Consider the following 25,747-nt stretch of genomic DNA (forward strand, 5'->3'; position numbering starts at 1 on the left):
CCGTCGTCGAAACCTGGCCGACCCCGCGAAGGAGCGCCCCGTGCAGATCCGCGAGCTGGCCGTCCCCGGCGCCTACGAGATCACCCCGCAGCAGCACGGCGACCCGCGCGGTGTCTTCCTCGAGTGGTTCCGGTCCGGACCGTTCGCCGAGGCCGTCGGCCACCGGCTCGACCTGCAGCAGGCCAACGCCTCGGTGTCCGCCGCCGGCGTGCTGCGCGGCATCCACTTCGCCGACGTGCCGCCCGGCCAGGCCAAGTACGTCACCTGCGCGAAGGGTGCCGTCCTCGACGTCGTCGTCGACCTCCGCGTCGGCTCGCCCACCTTCGGGCGGTGGGACTCCGTCCTGCTCGACGACGTCGACCGGCGCGCCATCTACCTCGGCGAGGGCCTGGGCCACGCGTTCATGTCCCTGGAGGACGGCTCGACCGTGCTCTACCTGTGCTCCGCGGGCTACAACCCCGGCCACGAGCACGGCATCCACCCCCTGGACCCGGAGGTCGGCATCGAGTGGCCCACGACGGCCCGCGACGGCTCGCCGCTGGTCGCGCAGTTGTCCGACAAGGACACCGCCGCCCCCGGCCTGGCCGAGGCGAAGGCCCAGGGCCTGCTGCCCACCCACGACGCCGTGCAGGACTTCGTCGCGTCGTTGCGCGGCTGACGCCGCGCGGCTCCTCCCGGTCCTACTGGCCGGTGCTGGCGTACCTGGCCTCGACGGCGGCCTTGGCGGGGCGCCACCAGTCCTCGTGCGCGCGGTACCAGTCGACGGTCGCGGCGAGTCCGGTGCGGAAGTCGGTGAACTGCGGGGTCCAACCGAGCTCGGTGCGCAGCCTCGTGGCGTCGATCGCGTAGCGCAGGTCGTGCCCCGGGCGGTCGGCGACGTGGTCGAAGTCGTCCGCGTCGCGCCCGAACAGCTCGTTCAGGGTGCGCACCACCTCGAGGTTGTTCGTCTCGCCGTCGGCGCCGATGAGGTACGTCTCGCCGACGCGGCCGCGGTCGATGATCGCCCACACGGCGGTGTTGTGGTCGTGGACGTGGATCCAGTCGCGCACGTTCAGCCCTGCCCCGTACAGGCGGGGACGGGTCCCGTCGATGAGGTTGGTGACCTGCCGCGGGATGAACTTCTCCACGTGCTGGTACGGGCCGTAGTTGTTCGAGCAGTTCGAGATCGTGGCCTCGACGCCGAACGAGCGTACCCACGCGCGCACCAGCAGGTCGGAGCCGGCCTTCGTCGACGAGTACGGGCTCGAGGGGTTGTACGGCGTCGCCGGGGTGAACCTCTCGTCGCCCTCCAGCGGCAGGTCGCCGTAGACCTCGTCCGTCGAGATGTGGTGGTACCGCACCCCGTGGCGGCGCACCGCCTCGAGCAGGGTGAACGTGCCCACCACGTTGGTCTGCACGAACGGCGACGGGTCCGCCAGCGAGTTGTCGTTGTGCGACTCCGCGGCGAAGTGCACGACGAGGTCCGCGTCGCCCACGAGGCCGTCCACCGCCTCCGCGTCGGTGACGGACGCCTGGACGAAGTTCACCCGGTCCGCGACCGGGGCCAACGACGACCGGTCCCCGGCGTACGTCAACGCGTCCAGCACCGTCACCACGGCGTCCGGGCGCTCCGCGACCGTCTGCTGGACGAAGTTCGCCCCGATGAAACCGGCGCCACCGGTGACCAGAACCCGCATGAGGACCTGAACCCATCTGTGGAGGGAACGACCGGCTCAGCGCCGGCCGAGAGCACGATACTGCCAGCCGCCCCCGGTCCACGCGGCGCGGTCCAGGGCGTTGCGGCCGTCGAGGATCGTGCGCTGCGCGACCAGCGTGCCCACGTGCTCCGGGTCGAGGTCGCGGTACTGCTTCCACTCCGTGAGGAGGAGGACGGCGTCCGCGCCGGCGAGCGCGGCCTCCAGGTCCCGCTCGTAGTGGAGGTGCGGCTGCTTCGCGCGGGCGTTGTCGATGGCCTGCGGGTCGTGCACCGTCACGACGGCGCCCAGCTCCGCCAGGCGGGCCGCGACGTCGAGGGCCGGCGAGTCGCGGACGTCGTCGCTGTCGGGCTTGAACGCGGCGCCGAGCACCGTGACCTCGGCGCCCTCCACCATCCCGCCCAGCACCTCGGACGCGAGGTCCACCATGCGGGTACGACGGCGCGTGTTGATGGCGTCCACCTCGCCGAGGAAGGCGACGGCGTCGCCCGCCCCGAGCTCGTCGGCGCGGGCGCGGAAGGCGCGGATGTCCTTGGGGAGGCAGCCTCCCCCGAAGCCGAGGCCGGCGTTGAGGAAGCGGCGCCCGATGCGCGCGTCGTGGCCGATCGCGTCCGCGAGGCGGGCGACGTCGCCCCCCGCCACCTCGCACAGCTCGGCCATGGCGTTGATGAAGGAGATCTTGGTGGCGAGGAACGAGTTGGCGGCCACCTTCACCAGCTCGGCCGTCGGGTAGTCCGTGACGATCCGCGGCACGCCCTCGGCGAGCGGCCGGGCGTAGACGGCGTCGAGCGTCGCCGTGGCCCGCTCCCCCGCCGCGCCGTCCGGCACGCCGTAGACGAGGCGGTCGGGGTGCAGCGTGTCCTGCACGGCGAAGCCCTCGCGCAGGAACTCCGGGTTCCAGGCGAGCACCGCCCCGGGCCGCGCCGCCGCGACGACGCCCGCGAGTCGTCGCGCCGTGCCCACCGGGACGGTGGACTTGCCGACGACGATTTCACCCGCCGCGAGGAACTCGACCAGCTCGTCCACCGCGGCGTCGACGAAGGCGAGGTCGGCCGCGGGACCGTCCTTCCGCTGGGGCGTCCCGACGCACACGAAGTGCACCTGTGACCCGGCGACCGCAGCCATGTCGGTCGAGACGGTCAGCCGGCCTGTGCCCATGACCTGCGACAACAGCTCGTCCAGCCCTGGCTCGAAGAACGGCGCCTTGCCCGCGGCCAGCGCGTCCACCCGCTCCGCGTCGACATCGACCCCCACCACGTCGTGGCCGAGGTGGGCCAGGCTCGCGGCGTGCACCGCGCCCAGATAGCCCAGACCGATCACCGAGATGCGCATATGACTGCTGCCCTTCGCCAGGCGTCCACAGGGACTGGGGCGCGTCACACGGCGCCGGGCTCACTCTAGGATGCGGGGCGATGACGTACGAGGCCGGAGTTCACCAGGGCGCAGAGCCGCGCCCGGCTGACCTGTACTCCGACCTCTTCGGCACACAGGCCTCCACCCTCGAGGTCGTCTCCACCGGTCGGCTCACCCAGGTGGGCGCGCGGCCCCCGATCCGCACCTACCTCGCGCAGCTGTGGAAGCGGCGGCACTTCCTCTGGGCCGAGGCGCGGGCGAAAGTCACCAGCGGCACGCGCGAGACGCTGCTCGGGCAGACGTGGCTGGTCATCAACCCCATGCTCAACGGGCTGGCGTACTACCTGATCTTCGGGAAGGTGCTGAACTCCAGCAAGGGGATCGACAACTTTCTCGGTTACCTCATCATCGGCGTCTTCCTCTTCCAGTTCACGACCCAGTCCGTGACCGGCGGTGCGAAGTCCATCGCGAGCGGGCGCAACCTCATTCGGGCCTTCACGTTTCCGCGGGCGTCGCTGCCGATCTCCGTGGTGTTGCGCGGCATCCTCAATCTGGCTCCGACGCTCGGGGCGATGTTCGTGCTGCTCCTGGTGCTGCCGGAGCAGGAGCACTGGACTGCGGCCGCCGCCCTGTTCCCCGCGGTCCTCGTCCTGCAGGTGCTCTTCACGACCGGGCTGGCGCTGCTGCTCGCCCGGGCCGCGGCCGCGCTGCCCGACCTCAACCAGCTCATCAGCGTGCTCATGCGGTTCTGGCTGTACGGGTCGGCGGTGTTCTTCTCGATCGACCGGTTCAAGGACTACCCGTGGATCGTCGGGGTCATGGAGGCCAACCCGATGTACATGGTCCTCGACGCCGCTCGCGACACCCTGCTCTACGGGGCCGTGCCGAGCCTGTCGACCTGGCTCGGGCTGGGCGGCTGGGCGATCGGGACGCTCGTCGTCGGCTTCGTCGTCTTCTGGTGGGCGGAGGAGTCGTATGGCCGTGCCTGACGTCGCCGACCCCTTCGCCCAGGCGACCGTGGCGGTGCAGGACGTCAGCGTTCGCTACCGCGTGCCGTCCACCGACGCGGCCGAGCGCAAGCGCCGCGTCAACCCGGTGGTGCGCGCAGCGCGCACCGTGCTGGGCAACGACCCCAAGGTGCTGGTGCGCGCGCTGTCGGGCATCTCGTTCGTGGCGAAGTCGGGCGAGCAGATCGGCCTCGTGGGGCAGAACGGCTCCGGCAAGAGCACCCTGCTGCGCATCATCGCCGGGCTCGAGAACCCCGCCAAAGGACGCGTGCTGGCCGAGAGCACGCCCGTGCTCATCGGCGTCAACGCCGCCCTCGTGCCCGACCTGTCGGGCGAGGAGAACATCCGGCTCGGCTGCCTCGCGATGGGGCTCACGCCCGCGCAGGCCGAGGCCGCCGTCCCGGAGGTCAAGGAGCTCGCCGGCCTCGGCAAGTCGATCTACCTGCCGATGAAGACGTACTCGTCCGGCATGGGAGCTCGCCTGCGCTTCGCCATCGCCACCGCGTCCAACCCGCACATCCTGCTCATCGACGAGGCCCTCGCCACCGGCGACGCCGCCTTCAAGGAACGGAGCGAGGCCCGCATGCAGGGCCTGCGCCAGAGCGCCGGCACCGTGTTCCTCGTGTCCCACGCCGCGCAGACCATCGAGGAGAGCTGCACCCGGGCCATCTGGCTCAACCACGGCCGGCTCGTCCTCGACGGCCCCGCCGAGGACGTCGCGCTGCGCTACCGCAAGTGGGCCTGGGCCGTGGCGAAGGACAAGCCGGACGAGGCGAAGCGGATCATCGAGACCGCCTTCGCCGAGCGGGAGCAGACCACCGTCCGCGTGGACGAGGCCCGGCCGTCCCGTCTGTACACTTCCCGACACGTGCGGCCCCGGTCGACGTCACGGCCTCGCAACCGAGGAGACAGGGCATAGTGGCAAGCAGGCGCCCACGCATCATGACGGTGTACGGCACCCGACCCGAGGCCATCAAGGCGGCCCCGGTCATCAAGGCCCTCGAGGCCAGCGACACGCTCGACTCGGTGACCGTGGTCACCGGCCAGCACCGCGAGATGCTCGACCAGGTCAACAGGACCTTCGAGATCGACCCCGACCACGACCTCGACATCTTCGAGCACGGCGCGTCCCTGTCGCTGATCGTGGCGCGAGTGCTCGAGAGGCTCGACCCCGTGCTGGTCGCGGAACAGCCCGCCGCCGTCGTCGTGCAGGGCGACACCTCGACCTCGACCGCCGCGGCCCTGGCCGCGTTCCACCGCGGCATCCCGGTGGTCCACGTGGAGGCCGGCCTCCGTTCGGGGAACATCCTGTCGCCGTTCCCCGAGGAGGCGAACCGCAGGCTCACCTCGCAGATCGCCGCCCTGCACCTGGCGCCGACCATGACCAGCAGGGACAACCTCCTCCGTGAGGGTGTCGACCCCGAGACCATCTGCGTCACCGGCAACACCGTCATCGACGCTCTCCTGACGACGGTCGAGAAGAAGACCTCCTTCACCGACCCCGGTCTCGAGCATCTCGCGGACTCCGGGCGTCAGATCGTCCTCGTGACCACCCACCGTCGCGAGAACTGGGGCGGCGCCATGGAGGGCGTCGGGCGGGCCCTCGCGCGCCTGGCGAAGGCCTTCCCGCACGTCCAGGTGGTCCTGCCCGTGCACCGCAACCCCGCCGTCCGCGAGGCTGTGCTGCCGCACCTCCAGGGCCTGAGCAACGTCACCGTGACCGAGCCCCTCGCCTACGGCGAGTTCACCCGCCTGCTCTCGCTCGCAAGCGTGGTGCTGACGGACTCGGGAGGTGTCCAGGAAGAGGCGCCGAGTCTCGGCAAGCCCGTCCTCGTCCTGCGGGAGAACACCGAACGACCGGAGGCCGTCGACGCGGGGACGGTGAAGCTCGTCGGTACGGACGAGGAGCGCATCGTCAACGAGGTGACGACGCTCCTCACCCACCAGGCCACGTACGACGCGATGGCCCGAGCAACCAATCCTTACGGGGACGGCCGCAGTGCCGTCCGCTCCGTCTCGGCCGTCCTCCACCTGCTCAGCGGTGGTCCTCGGCCGGCTGACTGGCAGGCAGGGAGCCCACGATGACCAAGAACCGAGTCTTCATCTACGGCTCGTGCGTCTCGAGAGACGCGTTCGAGCACTTCGACCCCGACCGGTTCGAGCTGATGCAATACGTCGCACGCCAGTCAGCGCTCAGCGCCTACACCCGTCCGGTCACCCTCATCGACCCGCCGAAGCTCGAGTCCGCGTTCCAGCAGCGCATGCTCTCCGGGGACTTCGAGTCGAGCCTGCAGGCCATCGTGCCGCAGCTGTCGGGCCAGACCGACCTCGTCCTGGTCGACCTCGTCGACGAGCGGCTGGGTGCGTACGTCCTGCCCGACGGCTCCGTGATCACGCGGTCCGTCGAGCTCGTGTCCACGGGAGCGGAGAACGACCTCCCCGCGGGCTCCCAGCACCTGCCCTTCGGCAGCGACCTCCACTTCCAGTACTGGTCGCAAGGGATCGCCTCCGTCGGGAACCTCGTCCGTCAGCACATGCCGCAGGCCGCGGTCGTCCTCCTGGACATTCCGTGGGCGTCGCTCGACGACACCGGCACACCGGCCCCCGACAGCTTCGGGCTCTCCGCCGCCGACGCGAACTCGCTGTACCCCCACTACGTCAAGGCCGCACAGACGTCCCTCGACGCGCACGTCGTGTCGCTGGGCGAGCACGAGGTCCGCGCCGGGAGCTCGCACCGGTGGGGCCCCGCGCCGTTCCACTACTCCGACAACGTCTACGGATACATCAGCGAGACCGTCGAACGGCACATCGCCTCGCGGACACCCGCTGCGGAGCGCACACCCGCCGCTCGCCGCGACCCGGGCGCCGGGCGTCCCGCTCCCGCACGCGGCAATGACTCACCCCCGATGCCCAACCTCATCATCGCGGGCGCGCACCGCGCGGGAACACTGTGGCTCTACAAGCAGCTTGCACGCCATCAGGACATCGAGATGGCCCCGGGCAAGGCGTCGAACTTCTTCAGTCGCGCTGATGTGCTGAGCGACAAGGACGCCGTCGAAGGCTACAGCGCCCACTTCCGTGACATCCGGACGTCACCGTGGCGCGGGGAGCGGACACCCACGTACTTCTGGCAGACGACGGAGAGCGGATTTGGCGTCCCCCGGCCCAGCACGCCTCACGCCATCAAGCAGGGCCTCGGTCGCGACGTGCGCATCCTCCTCTCGCTACGCGACCCCGTGACTCGCGCGGTCTCCGCATTCTGGCACTACGTCGCGAACGGCCGCGCGAAGGTCGAGGAGGGAATCTTCAGGGCCAATCCCGCCCTCGGCATCGTCGACATCGGATTCTACGAGCGTCACTATCGGCACTGGCGCGACGCTCTCGGCGAAGAGGCTCTTTGCACGCTGCTCTTCGACGACCTGGAGGATTCGCCGCGCAAGTACCTGGGCTCGGCACTGGACGCCATCGGCGCCGACGACTACCCCGAGTTCTGGGAGTCGCCGATACTGGCACGGCGATACAACCATCACCCCGGTATCGACGCGATCCGCCGGGCGCGCCCCGTCTCCACGCAGGAAATCGTGGCTCTCGCCCACCTCTACGAGCGCGACATCCAGTTCGTCCAGGAACTGACGGGCCGGGACCTGACGGAATGGCACGACATCGACACCCTCATCGAGCGCAACCAGGCGAAATAGGACGTGGGTCCGGGCCTCCGGCGTGCCGCTCGCCGCACCGGAGGCCCTTCGCGTTGTGGACAGGGCGCCAGGCCGACGGCGACCGGCGTCACCGCACCGGCAGGGCCGCCCCCTTGGCTTCCAGGAGAAGGCCGTTCAGGTAGTCGGAGAACGCTGTCGTGGCGCGCTTGCGTCGATCGGTAGCCAGCACGGGCCGCATGTCCCAGGACCGGAAGTCCTCCATCTCGACCACCGACATCGGCTCGAGGTACTCGTTGATGCGGGCCGTCGAGAACTCCCGGAGGTCGGACGGGACGCTGTCCATCGACGGCACGTACCAATGGTTGAGCCACTCCACCGAGTAGCCCGACACACGATCGTCCAGCAGGCGCATGAACTCGCTGCCGCCATCCGCCGGATAGCGCCTCGCGAAGAACGCGACGACGCCCTCGTGCTTGAGGGGCTCCTTGAGGAAGAGCTTCGGCGTGTCCGCGCCCACCGCCATGGCATTGATCTCCTGCGCGTCCGGCCAGTCCCCCGAGAGCGCCGACTCGAGCAGGATCTTGCGGGCACACTTCCAGCAGCGACGGCAGGGCTCGCCGACGAACCCCCGCATGCACGACTGGGCGTACGCCCCATACTCCGACCTGCCCGCGATGATCGCGGTCCCCACTTCGCTCACACCGGCGACGGGGTTGTAGACCGGAAGACCGACCGCCTCGAAAAGGGGACCGATACCCACGAACCACGGGCTCTTGACATAGTCCCGGAATCGAAGGGAGCCCACGCGGTAGGTGGACTCGAGAATGGCCCCCCAGGCGATTGACCCCAGGGCGTCACGGTCTGCACTCAGCACGGCCGGCACCGCGTTGGAGAAATCGTGCGGAAAGCCGACCGGTGATCGGACGAACTCCAGATCCGTCTCGACCATGTTCACCGCACGCCCTGCCTTCGTCAGCTGTGCGCAGGCGTGATGCGCGGCTTCCTTGCGATAGAGACCCCGCCACTTCTCGTCCGGCCGGGAGATCCGATCAAGAAAATACGACACCGTGGACTCGGGCATGACCGTCAGCGCCGCCGTGCAGTCGGCTCCGCCGCTGTAGCACAGCCCGGGCACCGAGTCCGCGGGACGGGCCCGGGGTGCGAGGCCGGAGTCAACAGGCCCGACGTCGAACCCGGCCGCGTCTCGAGCCACGTCCGCGAAGTCCGCGCTGATCCCGAACTCGAACGTGAATCGTCGAGACCACGGGGCGAACACCAGGATCGCCGCGAGCGCCAGGAGGTCCGGGTGGACCTGGACCTCGGACGACAGCCGCACCCGCGCGTCGTGGGCGGCAAGCGAGCCCGGTGACACGACGGGCGTGTCCCCGTCCTCGATCTCGCACGAGAACCTGACCCACGACTCGTCCCGGACGACAGAGACCTTCATCGACGTTCTCCCAAGTTGTCAGTAGCTCGAATGGCAACGCTCAACATTTCTGAGGACAGCCGGGCTAGAGGGACCGAAAACGCCGGTTCAAGGAATCAGCGATCCTCTCCCCAGCCGCTCCGTCCCACAAGGGCGGTCGCGCGGTCGCGCGGCGCTCCTCGGTCAGCACCTTCTCTGCCGCGCGGACCACGTTCTCACGGCTGACGAGCTGATTGCTTCCATGAGTGATGGTCACCGGCCGTTCGGTGTTCGGCCGGAGGGTCAGGCACGGGACGCCGAAGACGGTCGTCTCCTCCTGGACGCCACCGGAGTCCGTGACGACGAGTCGGGATCCTCGTACCAGCCCCATGAACTCGAGATATCCCAGAGGTGGCACGACGTGCACCCGATCGTGCTTCTCCAGACCCTGACCCCGCAGCCGCTCGCCGCCCCGAGGATGCAGGGGGAGGACGACATCGACCAGGTCGGCGACGCCGTGGACCGCAGCGACGACCTCGCGGGCGTCCTCCTGCGTGTCGACGTTCCTGGGCCGGTGGACGGTGACGGTCGCGTACTCGTCGGGCAGGTGGAGGTCACGGCGCACGGTCCCCGCGTCGAACCTGTCCATCGAGCGGAGCAACGTGTCGATCATCGGGTTGCCGACGAGCTCGACGCCCTCGCCCGTGATGCCTTCGGCGGCAAGGTTCTCCACGGCGTCCGGGCTGGTCGCGAAGTGGACCGAGGCCAGGTGGTCGGTCACGATGCGGTTGATCTCTTCGGGCATCGACCGGTCGCGGCTCCGCAGACCTGCCTCGACATGAGCGACAGGGATCCCGAGCTTCACGGCAACCGTTGCCGCCGCGATCGTCGAGTTCACGTCTCCGTACACGATCACGCACACGGGGGCGACCGACCGTGCGACCGCCTCGAACTCCAGCATGATCCGTGCAATGACCTCGGAGTCCGACCCGCCGGAGACCCCGAGGTTCCGATCCGGGGTCGGGAGTCCCAGCTGCCGGAAGAACACGCCGGAGAGCGCGTCGTCGAAGTGCTGACCCGTGTGCACGACGAACTGACGGGCGCCGCGGCGGCGGAGCGCATCGTGCACCGGCGCGAGCTTCGGGAAATTCGGACGCGCACCCGCCACGTGGAGGAACGGGGCCGACCACGCCGGCTGTTCCATGGCGTCAGACCGCCGCGAAGGACAGGCGGCTGTTCTGGCTGCTGCGGCACCATCTGACGTAGTCGTCCACCGCGTCGACGAACGCCCCGGCCTCGATCGGTTGCCAGTCGCCCAGCCGGGCCTCATGGTCGGCATCCCGCTCGAGGCACGGAGCGACGAAGTACTGGTCCCCGTCGGCCCGGACGATGAAGTCGTTCAGCTCGACGAGGTAGTCGACGTCGACCACGCTCGACCCCACCACGGCGACGCGCACGTACCCCGGAGGGGTCAGGCTCAGGCACATCCTGGCCCCGAGCTCTGATGCGGCCTCGTCTTCCGTGGCCGAGAGGACCACCGTGGACCAGTCGCTGTGGCGAGCCGCCGCCAGCAACGACGAGTCGGCGTCGCCGTCGCAGGCACCCAAGAACACCACATGGGAGTGGGCGTCGCCACGGACCGCCTGGACCTCCGTGATCTGATCGTGGGTCTTGACCTGCGACGTCCCCCACCGCAGCGCGCCGCCGCCATCGCTCCACTCACGCCACGACGAGTACGGCTCCCCGGGGCCATCGGCTCCGTTCAGGTGCTCCTCGGAGACGGGCAGCCGCGCGAGCAATAGCTCTCCGGTGAGGTCGCCGTTCGCGTCAGGGACGAGGATTCCCTGAGCTCCGTACTCGCCGACCGCCCAGCGGAACGAGGCCACGGCGTACGACTCCCACTCCGCGGAAGTCCGGCGCCGTCCGATCCAGCTGGCCTCGTCCATGACGTGCTCGACGGCCCAGCCGTACGCACGCGCACGCCTGAACAGGTCGCCCGACGTGAACAGCACGACCCTGAAGCCGTCCGAGGCCACCTGCGCACCGTAGAGCTGTCGGAACAGTCGATCGAGCGAGCTCTCCCGGAGGTCGAACACGGGGACGACGTAGAGCGGGAGCGTCGTCGCCTCGTGCGCCCGCACGCCTTTGGTGCTCCCCACGTCGAGCCGCGGTCGTGACCTCAGCGGCAGCTCGGATCTGATGCCCCTGATCAGGTCGGCGACAAGAGCAGGTCGTGTGGCGCCGTGGCTCGTCATCCGGCATGCACTCCCAGCAGCTCGGCGATCGCGGCGGCAGCGCGCGTCGCTCCATTGATTCTCGGCAGGTCCTCGGCACGCCGACGGATCTTCCGCCGCACCTCCGCGGCACCCATCGTCCGGACCGCCTCGTCCACCGAGGCCGCGGTCGGTTCGGGCACGTTCAGCCCCAGGCTCTCCCGCTCGGCGAACTCGGCGCGCGCGTCCTGATCGTCGGTGATCGTGTTGCGGTTGGGGACCCAGATCGCCGGCAACCCTGCGACGAGCCACTCGTGGTACGAGTTGTACCCGGTCGCCGAGACAGCGAAGTCGAAGGCCATCGCGTAGCGGGCCAGCGGGAACGCTGACACCTCGATCGCCTCGTCGACCCCCGAGCTGTCGGCGATCGGGGGCGTGGTCACCACCGCACGCCACTCCGGGCCGAGCCCTTGGACGGCCCCCACGAACAGCCCTTGCGTGTCGACGATGTTGTTGATGTTGCCCGCGCCCAACGTCACCAGCGCGAGCTTGTTCGCGAGGGGCAGGTTCAGCGCCTGCCGAGCCGCGTCCCGCGGGAGGATCTCTTCGGAGGAGACGACCGTGATGGGTTCGACCTTCAGCGCGTCCGACACCGTCGTGGTCGCCCCACGGTCCATCGCCGCCGCGAAATCGCCGGGCTCGATGACGAGGTCGAACCGGCTCGCGGTCCGCAGCTGGTCCGGTGAGATGTGGGGCTTCCACATCCCTCGTCGGACCCAGACCGAGCGGACTCCCGTGGCCTTGACCGCCTGGACCAGCCCTCCGTAGGGCCAGACCCCGTCGAAGACCACGCAGGCGGCGTCATAGGTCTCGATCGCTCGCTTGAGACGCTCGCGGAAGTACCTGTTCCACTGGTCGGCGGGTGCGTGCAACGCACTCGTGAACGGCACGTACTCGTAGGGGAACCCGAAACTGCGAACCACCGGCACGCCCTGCGACAACGAGACGAACACGGGGTCCGCGAACGGCGCGAGCGCCCTCGCGATACCCAGCTCCCTGGTGAGGTGTCCCATGCCTGCGCCGTTGCTGGTCACGAAGAGGACGACAGGCTTCATGCGCGTTCCGTCGGGCGCGGTCTGGAGGCGTGGGCGTTCCGGTCGAGTCCCGTATCCGTAGAGAAGGTGGACCAGGTCCCGGGCGTAGACATCGTGCAGGGCACGGCCGACGACCGGCGACGGGACGTTCGCAGACGCCGCCACCTCGGCCACCGCCTCGGCGATGCCGCGGTACGAGTACGTGGGGCCGGTCCAGCCGATGTCGTCGACGGATTGCGCCGGAAGGATCACCCGGAACCCCGCGTGGGCCGCCCCGAGCGCCGCACGACGGGCCGAGTTCGGGTCCGCGGACCCGTCTCCGACCCACAGGCGTACGTCGCCGCCCGCGACCTGGACGGGGCCGTGCGCATCCATCGAGGCCCGCACCTGCTCGGCCAACGTCTGGGGACTGTGGACGATCAGCCCGTCCGCCTCGTACGCGAGGACCGCCTCGGGCTCCTCCCGCCACGGCAGCTGGATCCAGTCCGTGTCCGAGATCTCTCGACGGTCGATCCCCGACAGCAGCAGCTCGTCACGGACGACCTCGTCGATGGGCATCCACGTCGGGGGAATGCCCAGCCAGGCCTCCAACGCCTCGTGCACCTTCGAGGCGTCGTAGTCGATGCCGTCGGTCGCCCGGCTCTGGTTCGCGACCACGAGCGCTCGGTCGGTCCGGATGCGCCGGCTCTCGGGCAGCGCCTCCGCCAGGAGCGCGGGGTGTCTGAGAACGGTCAGGTCCGCGACGACGGTCGCCCCGGGCTCGACGACCGATACGGTCGGGCGTTTCAGCACCTCGAGGATCCGCCGGTGCCAGGGCGTCCCGCGCTTGAACCTCGAGGTGTTGAGGGGCAACAGGCCGACCCGTAGTCCAAGGTCGCTGAGGGCCTCGATCTCCTCCGCCAGGCGACGGCCGGAGCCGCCCGAGAACCGGAACTCGCCGATCTGCAGGACATCAAGCTCGGTCACCGGTGTCATCCCCTCGTCCTCCCGTGGGAGCGCTGGCTCTCGGCGAGCAGACGGGCCCTCGCCCCGTTGCGTGCCTGTGCCTCTCGCAGGCGCTCCAGCTCGTGGACCGCGCCCAGCTTGTCGACCAGCTCCGCGACGTGATCGACGTCCGCGGCCACGTGCGCGACGGCATCGACCTGCTTCGCGGCGGCATCGGCCTGCTCACGACGCATCTCGTCGATCGCCGCGACGATCCTCGCGTCGGCAGCGCGCGTCGTCTCCGTCAGGTGGCGGATCGCACTCGTGTTGTCCCGCATCAGGGTGCGCACGCGCGCGTCGCGCACCGCGGCGCGCTTCTCGTCCCGGGCCCCCAGGAACAGGATCGCGACGACCCCCGCGGCCGCCGACACCTGGAGCAGGCTGTTGCCGACTCCGGCGACGTCGAGGACGAGCGCGACGAGCACCCCCAGAGCGACGACCCCGGCGACGACGAGCCGGAGGCGCGACGCCCCGCCCGGTGGACGCGTGTCGGGCGCGGTCATGCGAGCACCCCGCGCGTGTCGATCACCGAGATGCGACCGGTCGCGTCCTCGGTGAGAGCCGTCCGGAAGTCGGAGTGGTCGACGAGGACCATCACCACGTCCGCTCCGAGGGCCTGATCGAGGTCCCCCAGGTCGACGTTCTCTCGGCGAGCAAGCTCGGCCGGGAGCTGCTGGACGTGCGGATCGACGGCCAGGACCTGTGCCCGGGGCAGCCGGTCCGCGAGCTCGGCGACGATACGTCGCGCCGGCGACTCGCGCAGGTCGTCGATGTCGGCCTTGAACGTGAGGCCTAGTGCGGCGATGGTAGGTGCCTCGATTCCCTCGACGGCGGCGACAGCCTTGTCGACGACCCACCGCGGCTTGCTGTCGTTCACCTCGCGTGCGGTACGGATGAGGCGCGCCTGCTCGGGCGCGGCATCCACGAGGAACCACGGGTCGACGGCGATGCAGTGCCCGCCGACGCCCGGGCCTGGCTGCAGGACGTTGACGCGCGGGTGATGGTTGGCCAGGCGGATGAGCTCCCACACGTCGACGCCGACCCGATCCGCAATGAGGGAGATCTCGTTCGCGAAGGCGATGTTGACGTCGCGGAACGAGTTCTCGACCAGCTTCGCCATCTCGGCGGTCACGGCATCGGTGAGCAGGATCTCGCCCTGGCAGAAGATGGCGTACAGATCCTTCGCCATCTGGGCTGCCTCGGGAGTGAGACCGCCGACGATGCGGTCGTTGGTGACCAGCTCGATCATGACGCGGCCTGGCAGCACGCGCTCCGGGCAGTGCGCTACATGGATCTGCGGGTGACCGTCCGCGCCGTCCAGGGAAAGGTCGGGCCGCGCCTCGAGCACCCACTCGGCCATCTTGCGGGTCGCGCCGGGAGGCGAGGTCGACTCGAGGATGAGGAGCTCCCCGCCGCGCAGCTGCGGGGCCAGGGTCTTCGCCGCCGACTCGACGTACGAGAGGTCCGGCTCGTGATCCCCCCGGAAAGGCGTAGGCACGGCGACGATGAACGCGTCGGCCGGCTCGGGGGTGGCGGTCGCGCGGAGGGTGCCCTGCTGTACCGCTCCGGCGACGTACATCGCGAGGTCGGGCTCGACGAAGGGGACATCACCTCGGTTGATCGCTTCGACGGTGGACAAGTTCACGTCCACGCCGACCACCGTGACGTCCTTCGACGCGAGGATGGCGGCGGTCGGGAGGCCGATGTATCCCAGCCCGATCACAGCGACGGTGTTGATCCCCATCACCTGTCCTTGTCAGACCAGGACGTGCCGGTCGGCACGTCCGTAAAAGGCGACCGAGCCGCTGGCGAGCAGCTCGGCATCGGTGACGGTCCAGGTGTGCCGGTCCTCACCGGAGCGCATCTGGACGAAGTTGAACCGGTCCGCGGAGTAGATCCGCGCACCGGCATCCACTGCCCCGCGCAGGAACGCCGTGTCTTCCCCTCGCGGCATGTCGCCGAAACGTACGCCCGTGGCAACCGACCGACGCGCGACGATCGTAGGGCCCATGACGAAGTCTGTGAACCGGTGCTCCCGCTCCGCGAAGCGCAGCACGGTGGCGTCGTGGCCCTCGAGGTACATGTAGTGCGCCTGCTTGCCGACCACCTCGGCGCCGCTGTAGTCCAGCGCGTACAGCTGGTCGGAGAGGTACTGCGCGCCGTACAGGTCGTCGTCGTCCAGCTTGGCGACGACGTCGCCGTCCGCGACGTCGACGAGCCGGTTGAGGCACGTCCCCAGGGGGACGTCGCTCCCCGCCTGCAGCAGCACGATGTCCTCGACGCCGACCTCTTTTGCGCGCTCGCGCAGGTCCGCCTCGTCCACCTCGAAGCCGTGCGTCAGCAGCGCGAGCTGCACCGGCACACCTGTCTGCGCACCGACGGTGCGCAGCACGTCGTCGAACCGGTGCGGACGGTTCGTGGACACCAGCGCGGTGACGCTCTGCCGCGGCACGTCCGCCGACGGCGCCAGGCCGGCGTCGTGCAGCACGCGCTGCACGCGCGACCCGTAGGTGTGCTCCCGCCAGATGCGCCGCTGCCCGAGGTGGACGGCGCGGTCGCGCAGCTCTGGCGAGCGCACCAGCGCGCGCACCGTGTCGGCGGCCTCGGCGCGCGACGTGACGGCGAAGACCTCGTCGGCCGGGAAGAACTCCCCCGTCGCGGCGCTGGGCGCGGTCACGACGGGGGTGCCGCAGGCGGTGATCTCGAAGATCCGTCGTGCGCACATGCTCGGCGAGTCGACCACCGAGTTCACGTTGAGGAACGCCTTGTAGTCGCGGTACGCCGTGAGCATCTGCGCGTAGTCGAGGGATCCCACGACGCGCGAAGCGAACGGCTCCGGGAACTCGTACCGGTCCCCCTGCCCGCGGAACCGCGAGAAGATCTCCAGCCCGGTGGCCATGCGCGGCGAGACGTCGAGGGCGCCGCCCAGCAGCATCTCGGCCTGCTCCCGACGCTCCGGGTACTTGTGCGCGAACCACGTGCCGGCGAACGCGACGTCCCGCCCCGGGCCGTCGCCGTGGGTGCGCACGGGGTTGTGGATCGCGGGCTGCGCTCCGAACTCGAGCACGCCCACGCGGTCGTGGGCCAGCCGCTCGCGGTAGGCGTCGAGGCGCCCGACGTCGGTCGTGTACACGCGGTCGAACAGGGCCGCCGTGTCGACGAAGTCCTCGAAGTGGACCGGGTCCTCCTTGTTCCAGAAGACCGTCGGGACACCCCGCTCGCGGGCCGCGTCGAGCATCTCCACCAGCGCGGGACGCGGGGCCGACGCGCCGGTGAGGTGGTACTGCCAAGCCCCGCCGTTGCCGCGCCACGCGGACTCCACGAAGACGAGGTCCAGCCCGTCCAGCTGCTCGCGCCACGACGACGGCTTGAGGAGCACCTGCTCCCACTCGTAGCCGAACGCGAGTCGCGAGAAGTCGTCCAGGATCACGCCGACCCGAAGGTCGCGGCCGGGGGCGCGGCGCGGCATGTCCCAGGGGTCGAAGGTGAGGCCCTCGCTCGTCATCCGGCCGGCGCCCGACCGCTGCTCCCCCGTCGCACGGCGCCGCCGCAGGAACGCCCTCAGCTGGGTCACACCGCCGTGACGCAGGTGCCACAGAGCCTTGCGGGCAGTGGTCGACGACCACCGGCGTTCGGCTCCTACGGGCATGCTTTCCAGTCCTTGGTCGGGGCGGGTGCGCTTCGTCGGACAAGGCTTCCCGGGTGCCGTCGAGACCCTGCCCGACGGCCGGGGCAATCGTAGCGGCGGCCTCCCCCTACACCACACCGTATGACCACGGATCGGTCACGCTCAGCCGCGGAGATCCGCCACAACCGGGCAGAAGCCGCGGAACATTTCACCCTGGCACGACGACGGCCCCGGCCGGTCGCGAGGACCGTCCGGGGCCGTCGGGGCGCGACGTCGTCGCGCGAGGTCAGAGACCCAGTGCCGCCTGGATGGGCTCGAGCGTGAAGTAGACGAGGAACATGGCCGCGGCCACCCACATGAGCGCGTGGATCTGGCGCACCTTGCCGAGCGCGAGCTTGATGATCACGAAGGCGATGAAGCCGGCGCCGATGCCGTCGGCGATGGAGTACGTGAACGGCATGATGATGATCGTGAGGAACGCCGGGATGGCGATCTCCACGTTGCGCCACGAGATGCCCGCGACCTGCGCCATCATCAGGTAGCCCACGAAGACGAGGGCGGGCGCGGCGGCCTCGTAGGGCACCAGCGCGACGACGGGCGACAGGAACGTCGCGAGCAGGAACAGGACGCCGGTGACGACGGCGGCGAAGCCGGTACGCGCGCCGGCACCGACGCCCGTCGTCGACTCCACGTACGCGGTGTTGGACGACGTGCTGCCGACGCCGCCCAGGACCGCGGCGAGCGAGTCGGCCACGAGGATGGCGCGCGTGCGAGGCGGGTTGCCGTCCTTGTCGAGGAGCTTCCCCTCGGAGCCGACGGCGACCATCGTGCCCATCGTGTCGAAGAAGTCCGCGATGAGCAGCGAGAAGACGATGAGGACCACGGACACCGCCGCGATGTTCTGGAACGAGCCGAGCAGGGAGAACTGGCCGATCAGGCCGAGGTCCGGCGTCGTGACCACGCCCGAGAAGGTGGGCGCGTTGAGGTTGAAGCCGTCAGGGTTCTCCGCGCTCTTGGCGCCGATGTGCAGCGTGTTCTCGAGCACGACGGCGAGCGCCGTCGCCGTGATGATCGCGACGAGCATGGCGCCGCGCACCTTGCGCACGAACAGGACGATGGTGAGGACGAGGCCGACGACGAACACGAGCATCGGCCACGTGCCGAGGTTGCCGAGCGCGACGACGGTGCCCTCGCCGGGCACGACGAAGCCGGCGTTGACGAGGCCGACCAGCGCGATGAACATGCCGATGCCGACGCTGATCGCCGTCTTGAGCTCCACGGGCACCGCGTTGAACACGGCCTCCCGGAACCCGGTGAGCACGAGGATCAGGATGATGACGCCCTCGATCACCACGAGCCCCATGGCGTCGGCCCAGGTGACGTTCGGCAGGCCGGCGATGGAGTACGCGACGACGGCGTTGAGCCCGAGGCCGGCGGCCAGGCCGAGGGGGTAGTTCGCGAAGACGCCCATGAGGAGCGTCGCGACGCCGGCGATCAGCGCGGTCGCGGCGGCGACCATGCCGAGCGTCTCCGGCGTGGCCTCGGTGCCGCCGCCGAGCACCTGGCCCGTGCCGTCGGGCACGGTGCCGATGATCAGCGGGTTGAGCACGATGATGTAGCTCATCGCGAAGAAGGTCACCAGACCGCCGCGGATCTCCGCGCCGATGGTGGAGCCTCGTTCGGTGATCTTGAAGAAGCGGTCGATCGCGCTCAGCTCGCCCTGCGGCGGCGCGGTGGTCTGGTTCGCCATGAGCAGAATCGTGCCAGATCCTGTGAAGGGTTCTTGCACGGAAACCGCGTGGTGACGCGGATTTCACATCGGCGACGCCGGGAGAGGCGACGACCTGTCAGTACGCCCCGCGCCCTGTGACCACGGCTTTCGCGGTGCGGGCGAGGATGAGGAGGTCGCCGAACACGGTCCAGTTCTCCGCGTAGAAGACGTCGAGACGCACGCCTTCCTCCCACGACAGGTCGGACCGGCCGCCCACCTGCCACAGCCCGGTGAGGCCGGGCTTGACGCGCAGCCGCCGCCGCACGCGCGCCTCGTACCTCGACACCTCGGCGGGCAGCGGCGGCCGCGGCCCGACGAGCGACATCTGGCCGGCGAGCACGTTGAACAGCTGCGGCAGCTCGTCGAGGGACAGCCGGCGCAGCACGCGCCCGACCGGGGTGATGCGCGGGTCGTCGTGCAGCTTGAACAGGACGCCGTCGCCGTCGCTGGGCCCGGTCAGCACGGTGTGCTCGCGGTCCGCACCCTGGCGCATGCTGCGGAACTTCAGCATCTCGAACGTGTGGCCGTCGCGCCCGACCCGGTCCTGGCGGAACAGCACGGGCCCGCGGCTGGTGACCCGCACGGCGAGGGCGACGACCGCCATCACGGGCAGCAGGAGCAGCGTGATGAGCGCGGCGCCCGTCCAGTCCACGACCGACTTGAGCACGTACCGCGGCCCCGTGAAGCGCGGGGCGTCGACGTGCAGCAGGGACACCGACTGCTCGGGGGTGACGGTGATGCGCGGCCCCGCGACGTCGGCCAGCTCGGCGGTGAGCATGAGGTCCACGCCGGCGGGCTCGAGCTCCCACCCGAGCTTGCGCACGACGTCCGCGGTGATCGCGTCGGACCCGCTGACCGCGACGCAGTCCGCACCCACCTGGGCCGCCATCGTGCCGGCGGTGCGCAGGTCCCCGAGCACGGGGACCCCGAGGATCTCCTCGCCCGGCCGCACGTCGTCGGACGTCGGCACGCACACCCCGACCACGCGGTACCCGGAGGTGCGGTCGTTGAGCTCGTGCACGAGCCGCTCCACCTGGTCGCGCAGCCCCACCGCGAGGACGAGCGTGACGCACGCGCCCTGCCGGCGCTGCCGGTGCAGCCAGCCGCGGCACAGCCACCGACCGAGCAGCAGCGCGACGATGCCGGTGGGCACCGCGACGAGCAGGAACGTCGAGATCCCGGGCCGCGCGACGAGCAGGGCGAGCAGCGCGAGCGGGGCCACGAGCCGCCACGACGCGTCGAACACCCGCTGGTACTCGGCCGGCCCGGACGCGAACACCCGCACGTCGTAGGCGCGGGCGACCCACAGGCTGCCGAGCCACGTCGTCACCAGGACGACGACGGACAGCAGCTGGTCCCCCAGCACCCAGGGCGTGACGTGGTCGTGCACGGCGACGCCCCGCACGACGGCGGCGGCCACCGCCGCTGCCACCACCACGACGACGTCCGTGCGCACCAGGCGGCGGCGGTAGGAGGTCTGCCACGACTCCGCGCGGAACGAGTCCCGCACCTCCTTGAGGCGCGCGGCCCGCAGCGCGGCGGTGCGCGACCGGAGGGGCTGGCCGATGTCCGAGACGGTGATCACGGCGGCCTCCTCTCCCGGGTCGGGCACCGTGCCCGTGCACGGTGGCGTCACCAAGGTAGGAGCGTCACGGGGCTTGCGGAGAGCCTTCCGGGGCCCTTTCACCCCGGCTTTCACCCGACCAGGTTTTCACCCGCTGACCTGCGGTTTCACCCGCATTTCAACCACACCCCCGCGTCATGGGCGACGTGCCTCGGACGACTGCCGCCGCGGGCCACGGTCCCGGGACCCGCGGCATAGGATGAGCGGGTGCCCTCGCTCGTCCGCCTGCTCACCCATCCCGAGGAGCGCCGCCCCGGTCCGCCGCCGCTGCGCGTCGACCTGCGGCGCGTGCTGCTCGGCGGCATCGGCCTGTGGGCGGTCGCGCTCGTCGCGACGCTCGTCGTGTACCTGATGGGCCGCGGGACCCAGGAGGCGGTCGTCACCTGCGTGGCGGGCGTCCTCCTCGGCGGTGCCGGCATGCTGTGGGAGCGCAAGCACCGCGACGAGTACCGCGGCGAGGACTGAGCCTCCCGGGCCTCAGCGCCCCCACTTGGCAGCGGGCGCGCGCCAGGCCTCCAGCGCGTCGAGGAGAGCCGCCGGCGTGTCGGCGACGACCAGCGCGTCGCGGTAGGCCGACGCGAGGAACCCCTCGGCGACCATGTGGTCGACCATCGCGAGCAGGGGCTGCCAGAACCCGCCGACGTCGTACAGCGCCACGGGCTTGGCGTGGATGCCGAGCTGCTGCCAGGTCCACACCTCGAACAGCTCCTCCAGGGTGCCCGCGCCGCCCGGCAGCGCGACGAACCCGTCGCCGAGCTCACCCATCCGCAGCTTGCGCTCGTGCATGTCGGCGACGACCTCCAGCCGCGTGAGGCCGGGGTGCGCGATCTCGCCGTCGACCAGCGCCTGCGGCATGACGCCGAGCACCTCGCCGCCGCCGGCGAGAGCGGCGTCCGCGACCTCGCCCATCAGCCCGACGCGGCCGCCGCCGTAGACGACGCCGACGCCGCGGCCGGCCAGCTCCGCTGCCAGGTCGCGCACGGCCGCGGCGTACCGCGGGTCGCGGCCCGGCGACGAGCCGGTGAAGAGGGTGAGGCGGCGCAGCGCGCCCGCGGTCGACGGCGTCAGGTTCTGCGGTTCGAGCACCCGGACATCGTACGGACGCCCGGCGGCGACCCGTCAGCCCCAGGCCGTCGTGACCCAGAGCTCGGCGGCGCGCTCCGGCGCGGCGAGCACCGTCGCCAGCAGCGCGCACCGGTCCGGCCTGCCCAGCACGTCGGCGAGCGCGGCGGCGAGCCCGGCCCGGTCGGTGGCGTGCGCGCGCCCGTCGGCGTCCACCCACCACGGCACGGGGCTGCCGGCCACGGACAGCCGGCCGTGCTCGAACCACACCTCGGGCAGCCGCGGGTCGAGGGCGGCCACGCGCTCGTCGAGCGCCCGCTCGCGGCCCGGCCCGTCGGGGGCGGGCAGACCGTCCTCCCCCACCACCGGCAGGTCGAGCAGGTCGGCCACCGCCGCGACCTCCGCCTCGGGCACGGGCAGCACCGCACCCAGCACGGCCCAGCGCGCCGTGCCGGCCACCTCGACGTCGTCGGCCCGGCGCACGACGACGTCGCTCGCGTCGAGCGCGGGCAGCCGGTCCGGCAGCGGGTCGAGCGCGGCGGCACGGGCGGCGGGCGCGAGCCGCACCGCGAGCCCCGCGAGGCCCCGCCACACGCCGAGCGCGACGGGCAGCGGCACGGAGGTGCCGACGTCGGGCAGCCGGTCGAGCGCCGCGGGCCAGTCCATCGGGTCGAGCCGGTCGAGGCCGTCGACCACGCCGAGCGCCCGGCGCGCCTCCGCGTCCAGAGCGGCGACGGCGGGCGGCGCGGGCGGCAGCAGCGGCACCCCGTCGTGCGCGGCGAACGGCGCGCCCAGGCGGTCGCGCAGCCACCACGCCGTGTACGACGGCGCCCCGGCCACGGGGGTGACGAGCGCGCGGCGCGCGTCCGGGTCCGCGACGAGCGCGGCGAGCACCGGCCCCCACGGGTCGGCGTCCGCCTCGTCGGTGCCGTCGGTGTCGTCGGCGTCGTCGGTGTCGTCGGCGTCGTCGGTGTCGTCGGTGTCGTCGGCGTCGTCGGTGTCGGTGTCGCCCACCGCGTCGAGGTCCGCGACCGCCTCCACGTCCCCGACGTCGACGCCGGGTCCGAGCCGGCCGGCGAGGAACTCCAGGTAGTCCTCCCACCCGGACAGCCAGCCCGCCGGGTCGTCCGGCCCGTGCTCGGCCTCGGGGTCCGCGGGGTCGGGCGTGAGCACGTCGCTGACGCGGTACGTGTCGACGTCCGCCCGCACGCCCAGCGCCACGAGCAGCGGCGCGGGGTAGTACGCGACGGCCGCGCGCGTGACGGGTGCGAGCCCCGGCATCGCCCCGGCCGCCCACGACCCGGGCAGCACGGCCTCGCGCGCGGGGCGCCAGCCGTCCTCGGTCGGCACCGGCAGCTCGCCGAGCCAGAACGGGAAGTCCTGCCCGCCGCCCGCGTGCGCCAGGCGCGCCAGCGCGAGCACGTTCTGCACCACCTCGCGCGGGCCCTCGTCCACCGGCCCCACCAGGGTGGGCGCCGCGACCGCGCCGGTCTCCGGCACCTCGGGCGCGCCGTCGAGCAGCGCCTCCGAGGCCGCCAGCGCGAGCGCGCGCACCCCCGCGTCGTCGAGCAGCGCGCGCGGGCTGGTGGACGACGCCCCCGCCCGCACCAGCAGCGGGTGCGCCGCGTCCGGGTGCACCACGCGCACGCCCAGCGTCCGGGCGACCGCGGCGAGCGCGGGATCGTCGTCGTCCTCCGGCAGCACGACCGTGCCCCGCACCCCGGACGCCGTGCGCCCGCCCGCGAGCGGCACGCGCGCGCCGGCCAGCGCCTCCAGCACCCCCGGGTCGACGGCGTACGGCTCGAGCGCGTCGCACAGCGCGTGCCAGCGCGACGGGGGCAGGCCGCCGGGCAGTTCGGCGACGACGTCGGCGAGCGTCGTGGGCGTCGCGCCCAGCCGGCGTGCCACGCCCTGCTGAACCGTCGTGAGCGCCACCAGCCCCGGCACGACGCCGGCCAGCACGCCGACGAGCCGCGGGTCGTCCCCCGCCGCGCCCACCAGCACCGTCGCGTCGGCGGGGGCGACCCTGGCCGCGACGGGCGCGTCGTCGCCCGCGGACGTGTCGGGCGGCGCGGGCAGCAGGGGCACCGAGCGCAGCGCGTCGAGGGCGGACTCGCGGACGGCGGCGTCGAGGTCCCCGGCGGGCATCCCGCCGGGCACGAGGTCGAGCACGTCCGCGCCCCGCTCGTGCGCCAGCCCGGCCAGCAGGTCGGCGTACGCGCGGCCGGCCTCGGCCGTGAGGCGGTCGGTCAGCGGCCCCGGCAGCACGCGCCGGCGGCCCGGGTCCACGGGGAACGACGCCACCAGCAGCGCCGGGAACGTCAGCGGCACGTCCGTCGGCGTGGGCGCGTGCAGCACGGCGCCGTGGTCGGCCGCCGCGCCGTCGCCCGGCGTGCCCGCGTGCCGGCGCACCGCCCACGCGAGGGTCCAGCGCGGGCGGCGCTGCTCGAGGGGAAGGTCCGCCGTCTCGTCGTCGGCCACCGCGCCCGACCGGCGCAGCACCGCCCACCGGTCGTCGACGTCGGAGAGCACCCGCGTCCGCCCGTCGTCGCCGTGCACGGTGACCGAGGCGAGGGCGGGCAGCGCGAGCAGCAGCGCGTCGTCGACGGCGTCGAGCTGCGCGCGCACGGACGCCGCCGCGTCGGCGTCGCGCAGCAGCAGCTCGACGACGGTGGCGAAGCCGTCCCCCACGTCGTCGGCCCCGTCGGCCCCGTCGGCCCCGTCGGCCGCCTCGCCCAGCGCGGGCGCCGGGAACGGCAGGCGCAGCACCGGCAGGTCGTCGCCGCGCCCGGCGACGGCGTCCCGCAGCGGCGAGCCCTCCGGGGCGACGTCGTCGAGCAGGTCGCGCGTCGCCGGGAGGGAGAACCGCACGCCGCCGGTGGTGGAGCGCACCGTGGCCTCGTCGGCGACCGCCCGCACCGCGGCGAAGCCGACGCCGAAGCGGCCCACCTCGGCGGAGGTCCCCGCGGGGGTCTCGGCGGACTCGGCCGCCGAGGAGCCCGTCTTCGCCGACGCGCGCAGGGACGCGAGGGACGCGACGCCCTCCGCGGTCAGCGGGGCGCCGGTGTTGGCGGCGACGAGGACCGCGACGCCGCGCGGGTCGTCGGTGAGCTCGGTGAGGCGCAGCAGCAGCCGCCCGCGGACACCGGCCCGCGCGGCCGCGTCGGCGGCGTTCTGCGCGAGCTCGGTCACCACGCGGTCGCGGTAGTAGCCGCGCGCATGGTCCTCCTCCGCGTTCGCGTCCTCCCGGAAGCGCGTGCCCGACCCGAGCCACGCCTCCGTGACCGCGTGCCGCAGCGCGGCGGTCCCGAAGACGTCGCCCGTCACTCGGCGACGGGGCGCTCGGGAGCGGCGTCCGCCTCCGCGACGTCGGTCGTGCCGTCGCGGGCCGCGTCGGCGGTGTCGGCAGGCGCGTCGCTCTGCGGCGCGCGCCGCTCGACCGTCACGGCCTCCACCCGGAGCTCGTCGATGAGCGGCGCGTCGGCCGGCCAGTCGCTCGGCGGGTGCGGGGCGTCGGTCTCGGAGTGCGCGCCGCAGCCGTGGTCCAGCGACACGACCTTGCCGTCGTCGGGCGACCACCCGTTGGCGCAGACGCCGAAGAGCTGGCCGAGCGGACCCTGGAGCGGCACGAGGAAGCCGCACGTCGTGCACTCCGCGGGCGAGGCGACCGCGCCCGGCGCCGTCGGGCCGCGCGAGCCGCGGTACCAGCGCTCGGCGGCCTCGTCACGGCCCTGCGGGGACAGCACGCGCTCGCGCGCGAGGGCGAGCTCGTCGATCGCGACGGAGTCGAGCTCCTCGTCGCCCGTGGCCTTCCAGCCGGGCTCGAGGCGCGGGTCGTCGGCCTTGAACGGCAGCGTGTCGCCGGGACCGACGTCGCCCGGGCGCAGGCGCTCCGACCACGGCAGCCAGGCCGGCGCGAGCAGGGCGTCGTCGCCGGGCAGCAGCTCGACCTCGCACACCGTCGCGACCTTCCCGCGCGGCACGCGCGCCAGCGTCACGGTCCAGTGCCAGCCGCGGTAGCCCGGCATCGTCGCGGCGAACCGGTGGGACATGAGGCGCTCGCCCTCGGCGACCGCGCCCAGGTGCTCGCCGACGTCCGACGGCGACGACGCGCCCTCCTGCGCGGCCTCGCGTGCCAGGTCGACCGCGCCGAGCAGCACGGCGTCCTTGCGCGCGCGGGAGCTGACCCGCGTCGTGCGTGCGGGGGCGTCAGCGGCAGCGGTCACCATGTCCTCGTCCTCTTCGTGCTCGTC

Annotated in this window: 20 protein-coding genes; 6 read left to right on the forward strand and 14 right to left on the reverse strand. The window is 72.0% G+C overall.

All coding sequences use genetic code 11. The annotated features are described in order from the left end of the window. The first annotated feature begins 40 nt into the window (after positions 1-40). A complete protein-coding gene (locus tag ACFQ80_RS14040) occupies positions 41-658 on the forward strand; it encodes a dTDP-4-dehydrorhamnose 3,5-epimerase family protein (RefSeq protein WP_430564085.1) in 618 nt (205 codons plus the stop codon). 22 nt (positions 659-680) lie between these two features. On the opposite strand, the gene rfbB is transcribed toward ACFQ80_RS14040, so the two are convergent. Beyond that, on the reverse strand, positions 681-1,676 hold the full coding sequence (gene rfbB / locus ACFQ80_RS14045) for a dTDP-glucose 4,6-dehydratase (RefSeq protein ID WP_430564086.1): 996 nt from the start codon (positions 1,674-1,676) through the stop codon (positions 681-683). A gap of 36 nt (positions 1,677-1,712) precedes the next feature. Continuing rightward, positions 1,713-3,026 (reverse strand): UDP-glucose dehydrogenase family protein, encoded by a 1,314-nt coding sequence (locus ACFQ80_RS14050; protein WP_430564087.1) that lies wholly within the window; start codon positions 3,024-3,026, stop codon positions 1,713-1,715. 80 nt (positions 3,027-3,106) lie between these two features. On the opposite strand from ACFQ80_RS14050, the gene ACFQ80_RS14055 reads away from it, so the two are divergent. Genes ACFQ80_RS14055 through ACFQ80_RS14070 form a run of 4 tightly spaced genes read left to right on the forward strand, consistent with a single transcriptional unit; the run spans position 3,107 to position 7,752 of the window. Further along, positions 3,107-4,036, forward strand: coding sequence for an ABC transporter permease (locus tag ACFQ80_RS14055; RefSeq protein ID WP_430564088.1), 930 nt, complete (start codon positions 3,107-3,109; stop codon positions 4,034-4,036). After that, positions 4,023-4,973: an ABC transporter ATP-binding protein gene (locus ACFQ80_RS14060; protein ID WP_430564089.1), complete on the forward strand. Its 951-nt coding sequence runs from the start codon at positions 4,023-4,025 to the stop codon at positions 4,971-4,973. The genes ACFQ80_RS14055 and ACFQ80_RS14060 overlap by 14 nt, the downstream gene beginning before the upstream one ends. Before the next feature lie 23 nt (positions 4,974-4,996). Next, positions 4,997-6,139, forward strand: a complete 1,143-nt coding sequence (gene wecB, locus ACFQ80_RS14065; RefSeq protein ID WP_430564090.1) for a non-hydrolyzing UDP-N-acetylglucosamine 2-epimerase — start codon at positions 4,997-4,999, stop codon at positions 6,137-6,139. Then, positions 6,136-7,752, forward strand: coding sequence for a DUF6270 domain-containing protein (locus ACFQ80_RS14070; RefSeq protein ID WP_430564091.1), 1,617 nt, complete (start codon positions 6,136-6,138; stop codon positions 7,750-7,752). The genes wecB (ACFQ80_RS14065) and ACFQ80_RS14070 overlap by 4 nt, the downstream gene beginning before the upstream one ends. A gap of 88 nt (positions 7,753-7,840) precedes the next feature. On the opposite strand, the gene ACFQ80_RS14075 is transcribed toward ACFQ80_RS14070, so the two are convergent. The 9 genes from ACFQ80_RS14075 to ACFQ80_RS14115 all read right to left on the reverse strand — a co-directional run bounded on the left by ACFQ80_RS14075 (position 7,841) and on the right by ACFQ80_RS14115 (position 20,393). Further along, a complete protein-coding gene (locus ACFQ80_RS14075) occupies positions 7,841-9,160 on the reverse strand; it encodes a DUF6395 domain-containing protein (RefSeq protein ID WP_430564092.1) in 1,320 nt (439 codons plus the stop codon). Positions 9,161-9,224: 64 nt separating this feature from the next. Further along, positions 9,225-10,322, reverse strand: coding sequence for a non-hydrolyzing UDP-N-acetylglucosamine 2-epimerase (gene wecB / locus ACFQ80_RS14080; protein WP_430564093.1), 1,098 nt, complete (start codon positions 10,320-10,322; stop codon positions 9,225-9,227). A gap of 4 nt (positions 10,323-10,326) precedes the next feature. Next, entirely contained in the window at positions 10,327-11,373 is a 1,047-nt protein-coding gene (locus ACFQ80_RS14085) for a hypothetical protein (protein ID WP_430564094.1), read from the reverse strand. Beyond that, the gene (locus ACFQ80_RS14090; RefSeq protein ID WP_430564095.1) at positions 11,370-13,400 is read right to left on the reverse strand and encodes a hypothetical protein; all 2,031 of its coding nucleotides are present in this window, start codon (positions 13,398-13,400) and stop codon (positions 11,370-11,372) included. The genes ACFQ80_RS14085 and ACFQ80_RS14090 overlap by 4 nt, the downstream gene beginning before the upstream one ends. Beyond that, a complete protein-coding gene (locus ACFQ80_RS14095; RefSeq protein ID WP_430564096.1) occupies positions 13,397-13,912 on the reverse strand; it encodes a hypothetical protein in 516 nt (171 codons plus the stop codon). The genes ACFQ80_RS14090 and ACFQ80_RS14095 overlap by 4 nt, the downstream gene beginning before the upstream one ends. Continuing rightward, complete coding sequence (gene wecC / locus ACFQ80_RS14100) at positions 13,909-15,153, reverse strand: UDP-N-acetyl-D-mannosamine dehydrogenase (RefSeq protein WP_430564097.1); 1,245 nt, start codon at positions 15,151-15,153, stop codon at positions 13,909-13,911. Before wecC ends, ACFQ80_RS14095 begins: the two co-directional genes overlap by 4 nt. Before the next feature lie 12 nt (positions 15,154-15,165). Continuing rightward, positions 15,166-16,983 carry a glycosyltransferase gene (locus ACFQ80_RS14105; RefSeq protein ID WP_430564098.1) on the reverse strand — a complete coding sequence of 606 codons (1,818 nt, stop codon included), beginning with the start codon at positions 16,981-16,983 and terminating at the stop codon, positions 15,166-15,168. A gap of 340 nt (positions 16,984-17,323) precedes the next feature. Beyond that, complete coding sequence (locus ACFQ80_RS14110; protein WP_430548650.1) at positions 17,324-18,787, reverse strand: NCS2 family permease; 1,464 nt, start codon at positions 18,785-18,787, stop codon at positions 17,324-17,326. Between the two features lie 97 nt (positions 18,788-18,884). Next, positions 18,885-20,393, reverse strand: coding sequence for a sugar transferase (locus tag ACFQ80_RS14115; protein ID WP_430564099.1), 1,509 nt, complete (start codon positions 20,391-20,393; stop codon positions 18,885-18,887). A 246-nt stretch (positions 20,394-20,639) separates the two neighbouring features. Between ACFQ80_RS14115 and ACFQ80_RS14120 the strand changes: the two genes are divergently transcribed. After that, the gene (locus ACFQ80_RS14120; protein WP_430548648.1) at positions 20,640-20,897 is read left to right on the forward strand and encodes a DUF2530 domain-containing protein; all 258 of its coding nucleotides are present in this window, start codon (positions 20,640-20,642) and stop codon (positions 20,895-20,897) included. A 12-nt stretch (positions 20,898-20,909) separates the two neighbouring features. Here the strand turns inward: ACFQ80_RS14120 and ACFQ80_RS14125 are convergent, their stop codons facing one another. Genes ACFQ80_RS14125 through ACFQ80_RS14135 form a run of 3 tightly spaced genes read right to left on the reverse strand, consistent with a single transcriptional unit; the run spans position 20,910 to position 25,723 of the window. Beyond that, a complete protein-coding gene (locus ACFQ80_RS14125) occupies positions 20,910-21,518 on the reverse strand; it encodes a TIGR00730 family Rossman fold protein (protein WP_430564100.1) in 609 nt (202 codons plus the stop codon). A 33-nt stretch (positions 21,519-21,551) separates the two neighbouring features. Continuing rightward, on the reverse strand, positions 21,552-24,821 hold the full coding sequence (locus ACFQ80_RS14130) for a sacsin N-terminal ATP-binding-like domain-containing protein (protein WP_430564101.1): 3,270 nt from the start codon (positions 24,819-24,821) through the stop codon (positions 21,552-21,554). After that, entirely contained in the window at positions 24,818-25,723 is a 906-nt protein-coding gene (locus tag ACFQ80_RS14135; RefSeq protein WP_430564102.1) for a DUF3027 domain-containing protein, read from the reverse strand. Before ACFQ80_RS14135 ends, ACFQ80_RS14130 begins: the two co-directional genes overlap by 4 nt. Positions 25,724-25,747 lie beyond the last annotated feature (24 nt).

It is taken from the genome of Isoptericola sp. NPDC056578, assembly GCF_042793275.1.
Classification (GTDB): domain Bacteria; phylum Actinomycetota; class Actinomycetes; order Actinomycetales; family Cellulomonadaceae; genus Isoptericola.

Excerpts from the sequence above, each read along its gene's own strand:
- ACFQ80_RS14085 (WP_430564094.1), bottom strand. The coding sequence starts at position 11,373 with ATGACGAGCCACGGCGCCACACGACCTGCTCTTGTCGCCGACCTGATC.
- wecB (WP_430564090.1), top strand. The coding sequence starts at position 4,997 with ATGACGGTGTACGGCACCCGACCCGAGGCCATCAAGGCGGCCCCGGTC.
- ACFQ80_RS14075 (WP_430564092.1), bottom strand. The coding sequence starts at position 9,160 with ATGAAGGTCTCTGTCGTCCGGGACGAGTCGTGGGTCAGGTTCTCGTGC.
- ACFQ80_RS14135 (WP_430564102.1), bottom strand. The coding sequence starts at position 25,723 with ATGGTGACCGCTGCCGCTGACGCCCCCGCACGCACGACGCGGGTCAGC.
- ACFQ80_RS14090 (WP_430564095.1), bottom strand. The coding sequence starts at position 13,400 with ATGACACCGGTGACCGAGCTTGATGTCCTGCAGATCGGCGAGTTCCGG.
- rfbB (WP_430564086.1), bottom strand. The coding sequence starts at position 1,676 with ATGCGGGTTCTGGTCACCGGTGGCGCCGGTTTCATCGGGGCGAACTTC.
- ACFQ80_RS14095 (WP_430564096.1), bottom strand. The coding sequence starts at position 13,912 with ATGACCGCGCCCGACACGCGTCCACCGGGCGGGGCGTCGCGCCTCCGG.
- ACFQ80_RS14055 (WP_430564088.1), top strand. The coding sequence starts at position 3,107 with ATGACGTACGAGGCCGGAGTTCACCAGGGCGCAGAGCCGCGCCCGGCT.
- ACFQ80_RS14070 (WP_430564091.1), top strand. The coding sequence starts at position 6,136 with ATGACCAAGAACCGAGTCTTCATCTACGGCTCGTGCGTCTCGAGAGAC.
- ACFQ80_RS14110 (WP_430548650.1), bottom strand. The coding sequence starts at position 18,787 with ATGGCGAACCAGACCACCGCGCCGCCGCAGGGCGAGCTGAGCGCGATC.
- ACFQ80_RS14050 (WP_430564087.1), bottom strand. The coding sequence starts at position 3,026 with ATGCGCATCTCGGTGATCGGTCTGGGCTATCTGGGCGCGGTGCACGCC.
- wecC (WP_430564097.1), bottom strand. The coding sequence starts at position 15,153 with ATGGGGATCAACACCGTCGCTGTGATCGGGCTGGGATACATCGGCCTC.
- ACFQ80_RS14060 (WP_430564089.1), top strand. The coding sequence starts at position 4,023 with ATGGCCGTGCCTGACGTCGCCGACCCCTTCGCCCAGGCGACCGTGGCG.
- wecB (WP_430564093.1), bottom strand. The coding sequence starts at position 10,322 with ATGGAACAGCCGGCGTGGTCGGCCCCGTTCCTCCACGTGGCGGGTGCG.